5 protein-coding genes are annotated in these 5494 nt (G+C 41.5%); 4 read left to right on the top strand and 1 reads right to left on the bottom strand.

Annotated features, from left to right (window positions below):
- Positions 1-122 precede the first annotated feature (122 nt).
- From KGY70_02865 to KGY70_02855, 3 genes are all read left to right on the top strand, one after another.
- Positions 123-602 (top strand): permease, encoded by a 480-nt coding sequence (locus KGY70_02865; GenBank protein MBS3774107.1) that lies wholly within the window; start codon positions 123-125, stop codon positions 600-602.
- A gap of 9 nt (positions 603-611) precedes the next feature.
- Positions 612-1148, top strand: coding sequence for a permease (locus tag KGY70_02860; protein MBS3774106.1), 537 nt, complete (start codon positions 612-614; stop codon positions 1146-1148).
- A gap of 141 nt (positions 1149-1289) precedes the next feature.
- The gene (locus KGY70_02855) at positions 1290-1874 is read left to right on the top strand and encodes a TetR/AcrR family transcriptional regulator (GenBank protein ID MBS3774105.1); all 585 of its coding nucleotides are present in this window, start codon (positions 1290-1292) and stop codon (positions 1872-1874) included.
- Positions 1875-1942: 68 nt separating this feature from the next.
- On the opposite strand, the gene KGY70_02850 is transcribed toward KGY70_02855, so the two are convergent.
- Positions 1943-3103, bottom strand: coding sequence for an ATP-binding protein (locus tag KGY70_02850; GenBank protein ID MBS3774104.1), 1161 nt, complete (start codon positions 3101-3103; stop codon positions 1943-1945).
- 430 nt (positions 3104-3533) lie between these two features.
- Between KGY70_02850 and KGY70_02845 the strand changes: the two genes are divergently transcribed.
- Positions 3534-5494: MMPL family transporter (locus KGY70_02845; protein ID MBS3774103.1), on the top strand; the 1961-nt coding region annotated here is incomplete at its 3' end.

Genomic DNA, 5494 nt, shown 5'->3' with positions numbered 1-5494 from the left:
GATAACGAACACACTGAAGCAGGTAAGGACCAATGCGTGATTTCAGAACCGGCTCTTTATCAGATGGAAGCTTTAGAACACGCTAAAATACTGGGTGTTCAGATTCAAAAGAGCAAGGAATAATGACCATTCTTTTTATCATAACGGGCCTGCTGTTGCTGGTCTCCTTCATCGCCAACCGGCAGAAAACCCTGGAGGGTTTGAAAAAGGGAGCCATGCAGTTTCTCAAGCTTTTGCCCACCTTGCTCACGGTCATTATCCTGGTAAGCTTAGCTTTATTTTTCACACCCGAAAAGATGCTGCTCAAATATTTCGGCGATCAGGCCGGTATTTTGGGCTATGTCATGGCTGCGCTTGTGGGAAGCATATCCCTCATACCCGGATTCATCTCTTATCCGCTGGCCGGCATGCTTCTGGAAAGCGGTGTTACTTACGGTATCCTGGCTCTGTTTATTACCACGCTGAAGATGGTGGGCACGCTGACCATCCCGGTGGAAGCCAAATATTTTGGGATGAAAGTGACATTAATCCGAAACGGGCTGAGTTTTCTCGGAGCCATAGTTATAGGTGTAATTATGGCTATTATTTTCTCATTGACTTAAAAGGAAAGCATGAACAGACAATTACGGAAATATAAGTTCGATCTGCCGGTAATACTAATATTTGCAATATTTATAGGAGTTTCTTACATCGCGGATTTTTCCACTGGCGAAGAGCTGTTTCAAACCACTTTTTGGCGGTTCATGAAAGAAATGCTCATGATCCTCCCCTGCATTTTCATCCTGATCGGGCTGTTCGATGTATGGATACCCAAAGAAAAAATTGAAAAGCATGTAGGTAAGGGCTCGGGGATGAAAGGGATGGGACTCATGATCCTGCTCGCTGTTATCCAGCCGGGATCGTTGTATGTGGCTTTCCCTTTTGCACATCTGCTCTGGAAAAAAGGAACGAGCCTGCGCAACATTTTCATTTATGTGGGCATGTTCAGCGCCGCCAAAATTCCCATGCTCACCTTTGAGATCGGTTTTCTGGGGTTGAAATTTTCTGTTCTGCGTTTGATCCTCACCATACCCGTTTTTATCCTTATCGCCTTACTGCTGGAAAGAAGACTGAAAAATACATCATACCAGATAACGGCTCCTGAGTAAACTGCAAGGACTCTGATAGAGATTTTATCATTCTATACATGTTATACCATTTGTTATTTTGAACATCACACCTCCGTGCCTCATCCGGATAAATTTTCTTTTTTTCTCCATAAAATGTAATTTTGCGATAAATACGCTTGTATGACAGAACTTACCCAAAGACAGGAACAGATCATCGATAAAGCCATAAGGCTTATTGATCAAAAGGGGATACAAGGACTTACCATAAAAAATCTGGCAAAGGAAACGGGAGTTACGGAAGGAGCAATCTACCGGCATTTTGAAAACAAAAAACAGATCCTCTCCGCCATTCTTGATATGTTCCGGGAAAAAATGAAGGCCTTTCAGACATCAGCCCGTTCAACGGACAGTACTACCTATGAAAAGATACAGGCAACGCTAAACAATCTGGGTAAATTTTTTGAGGCCAATCCGGCAATTGTCTCGGTGATCTTCGCAGAAGAGATTTTTCAGAATGACAGCGAACTTTCCGAGAAAGTTGCAGAATTGATTAAGGAAAACCAGGAATTTATGCTGGCTCTAATTCAAGAAGGAAAAGCGAATGGCGAACTGAGGGGAGATCTGGACGATCAGATGATGGTGAATAATATTTTGGGAACTTTTCGTCTGATTGTGAAGATGTGGAAGATGGAAGAATTTTCCCTTTCCCTGGAAGGGAGTCTGAAAGATTTTTTAGATTACCTGAAGATTACAATATTCAAGTAACAACATATTTTCAATCCATTTATGAGTTTGGTGCCACGGTTTAGTAAGGTGACCGATTAAAGCCACATTCACACCCGATCCAACAGGGTTTTGATATCAAGAAACTCTATCTTTGTGTCTTCATAGCCCACAGTTCTTTTCTTGCCTTCATAGTTAACCACAAAACACCGTTTCGGAGAATACATCTTTATGAAAGCCTGTAAGCTTCGGGAAATCTTAGTAGAAGAAAGCTTTACTTCAACGGGGATGATTTCTCCCTTTACCTCTACTATAAAATCAACTTCTGCCTTTGATTTGTTTCTCCAAAATTTGACTTCCCATCCGTTCTTTATTAACTCGGTAAGCACATAATTTTCAAACAGCATGCCTTCAGCTTCGGTCCGGAAACTATTAACGACAGCGTTTCTCAAACCGGTATCCAAAAAATAGACTTTAGGCTGTTTGGTTATTTCCTTATTTTTATTGCTATAAAACGGTTGAACCCTAACAAGTAAATGACTTTTCTCCATCGCATCCAGGTACTTCTTGATGGTTTGGTGAGAAATGTTTATAACATCGGCTATCTTGTTATAAGTTATTATTGAAGAGGTGTTAATGGCCAGATATCGCGTGAATTTTTCAAGGGAATCAATGTCATCGATTGAAAAGGTTCGTGCAATGTCTTTTAAAATCATAGTTTCGTATAGGTCTTTGAGGATGGTCTCTTTAAGTTCAGTATCTTCTGTTAAAACCGCTTTTGGATAACCACCATAAACCATGTGCTCCCAAACTGCCCGTTTCAATATTTTCTCGTTAAGGGAGCGCCATTGTTTCGCTTTGAGAAATTCCTGAAGGGAGAACGGATATAACCGGAGTATTGACACCCGCCCTACAAGATAAGATAGCACTTCTTTTTTCAGGATAAGTTCTGAAGAAGAAGTAATCCAGAGCCGGTTCCCTTTATCAGCGAGATATTTTAATTTTCTTCCTGCATCTTTACAATAATGAACTTCATCAAGCACCGTTAGTTGTTTGACATACTGGGTCTCAAATTTCTTTATATCTTCCTCGAACAGCTCTCTGGCATCCGGATCATCAAAAAGGACGTAGGCCGCTCCATGAAGATGTTTTTTCAGAAATGTTGTTTTTCCTGCTTGTCTTGCCCCAACCAAAGCAACCACAGGATAGGCCTTTGAGATTTTTTCAAATTTGTCGCTTATTTGCCGTTCTATGTATATCAAGTTCCACATCAGGTTATTTCCATTGGAGTGCACTATTTTTAATTGAGAGTTTAAAAATAGTCATACTAAAATTGAACTATTGATTAAATTTAGTAAAATTTACAAATAATTCTATATTTTGTTAAACAAATTTTTGCCAAATGTTGTTATATAATTTATCTTTGTAAGTAAATATTTACTAACTTTGCAACAACAAAGAAACAAAGAAGAAATAATGGCAGGGAGTATATAGATCATTGGGAACAGGGAATTGAGCCGGTTAACCATTGCCTCTTTTTCTAAAGGAATTGGAGTAAGCGAAGGAAGAATTCATCTACAGGCATTAGCCGGGACAATAAATAGCTGGAGAAGAAATATGATGATATTCCCGGATCAATAGGAACAAAATTTTTTTTTAAAAATAAATCAGTAATTATTCACTTACGAAAAAATAAACTCTATGAAACGCATCATGAATTTTACACTTCGCTGGCCGGTATTGGTGCTCACCTTGATCCTGGCATTATCGGTGTATTTTTTTATGGAAATGAAGAACAACACCAGTATGGAAACCGATTTGGATGAATACATGCCACAGGACCACCCGGCTTTCGTTTACAGCGATTCGGCAGAAGCCATCTTCAACATCAAAGACGGGATCATTATAGCTATTGAAAATAAAGGAGGGATCTACAATGCCAAAACCCTGAAAATGGTTAAGGCACTGACCCAAGATTTGCAAAAGCTTGAGGAAATTGAAAAATCGGATGTCACTTCTCTTTATACAGCGGATAACATCATTGGTACGGAATCGGGACTGGAGGTCAATCCTTTCTATAGGGAAGTACCGGAATCGCAGCAGCAGATTAACAGCCTGAAGCAAAAAGTGCGGGACAATGAGATGATCAATGAAAAGATTGTTTCGGCAGATGAGACGGTAACTCTTGCCATAGCAGAGATTGGCGACGATGCTTTTTCCCAGGAATTTTATCATCGTCTGCTTGACCTTGCAGATAGCTACGAGGATAAAGATCACAAACTTTATGTAGCAGGTACCCCCATTGTGGAAGGAACCATGGCTTACCTGGGGCCCAGAGACATGCAGCGAATGGTGCCCATTGTTATTCTGGTGATCATCCTGGTGCTTTATGTCACGCTGCGCAACATCAAAACTACTGTCTTAACGCTATTGGTGGTACTGTTCAGTGTGATTTGGGCTTTCGGTCTGATGGCGGCACTGTCCATTCCCATATATGCAGTGACCACGATGGTGCCTGTCATGCTGATCGCCATCGGGGTGGCAGACGGGATTCACCTGTTCAGCCACATGAAACTCTATCAAAAGGAACACCCGGATGCTTCAAAGCAGGAAAGCACGAGGGACATGATTAAGAACATGTGGAAACCCGTGGTGATGACCTCGGTGACTACTTCCGTAGGTTTCATATCCCTGCTGACTTCAGAAGTTTACCCGATCAAGTACTTCGGTCTATTTACTGCCTTTGGTGTGATGTCAGCTATGATACTTTCCCTGGTCTTCATACCGGCGGGTATCATAACCTTTGGGAAACCCAAATTTCCCGGTAAGAAGAAAGCATCACGGCAGACCAGGCATCCATGGGCAGAATCCTGGACACATCGAGTGCTGAATAATAAGAAAATGGTTTTTGTTATCACTGCCGGGGTGATCGTTCTGAGCCTTTATGGACTGCAGAAGGTTTGGATCAATTCAAGCTTCCTGGATAAATTTGAAGATGACAGCCAGATCGTTCAAACCGATGAATTCATCAATAAAAAATTTGGCGGTACCACCAAATTAAATGTCATCCTGAGTGCGGAACGCAATGATGCTTTCAAAGAGCCGGAAGTATTGAAGCTGATGAGTAAAATGCAAAAGCGTGTTGAGGCTTCCATGCAGGTTGTAGGCAGTTCCTTTTCACTGGCCGATTATATTGAGCGGATGAATAAGGTGATGCACGCCGACAAGGAAAAGTTCAACCGGATCCCTTCCTCTCAAAATTTGATTGCCCAGTATCTGTTGTTGTACGAGATGTCGGGCGACCCGGACAATCTGTGGAAGGAGGTCAATTACGATTACAACCAGGCCAATCTTAAATACCAGCTTAAGGAAGATGATTCGAAATCGTTGAAGGCAGCAATCAGCCGGATAGAAAAATTTGAAGATGATTTTCAGGAATTGGGTGTAGACATTAATTATGCCGGTTCAGGATACAAGTCGCTGGTCTTTACCGATCTGATCCTGGAAGGGCAAATTAAGAGCCTTGTGCTCTCGCTGGTATTAATTGTGATACTCCTTACATTGATGTTCAGACAAATATCCATAGGGCTGATCGGGGCTGTTCCCATTACCATTACTGCCCTGTTGAGCTTTGGCGTTATGGGTGTGCTGAATATCCCGCT

The sequence above is a fragment of the Bacteroidales bacterium genome (genome assembly GCA_018334875.1).
GTDB lineage: Bacteria > Bacteroidota > Bacteroidia > Bacteroidales > UBA12077 > JAGXLC01.
The sequence above is the reverse complement of the archived record's forward strand: the minus strand, read 5'-3'. Positions and strand labels throughout refer to the sequence as shown.

Coding starts and splice junctions, on each gene's coding strand:
- KGY70_02865 (MBS3774107.1), top strand. CDS start 123: ATGACCATTCTTTTTATCATAACGGGCCTGCTGTTGCTGGTCTCCTTC.
- KGY70_02860 (MBS3774106.1), top strand. CDS start 612: ATGAACAGACAATTACGGAAATATAAGTTCGATCTGCCGGTAATACTA.
- KGY70_02855 (MBS3774105.1), top strand. CDS start 1,290: ATGACAGAACTTACCCAAAGACAGGAACAGATCATCGATAAAGCCATA.
- KGY70_02850 (MBS3774104.1), bottom strand. CDS start 3,103: ATGTGGAACTTGATATACATAGAACGGCAAATAAGCGACAAATTTGAA.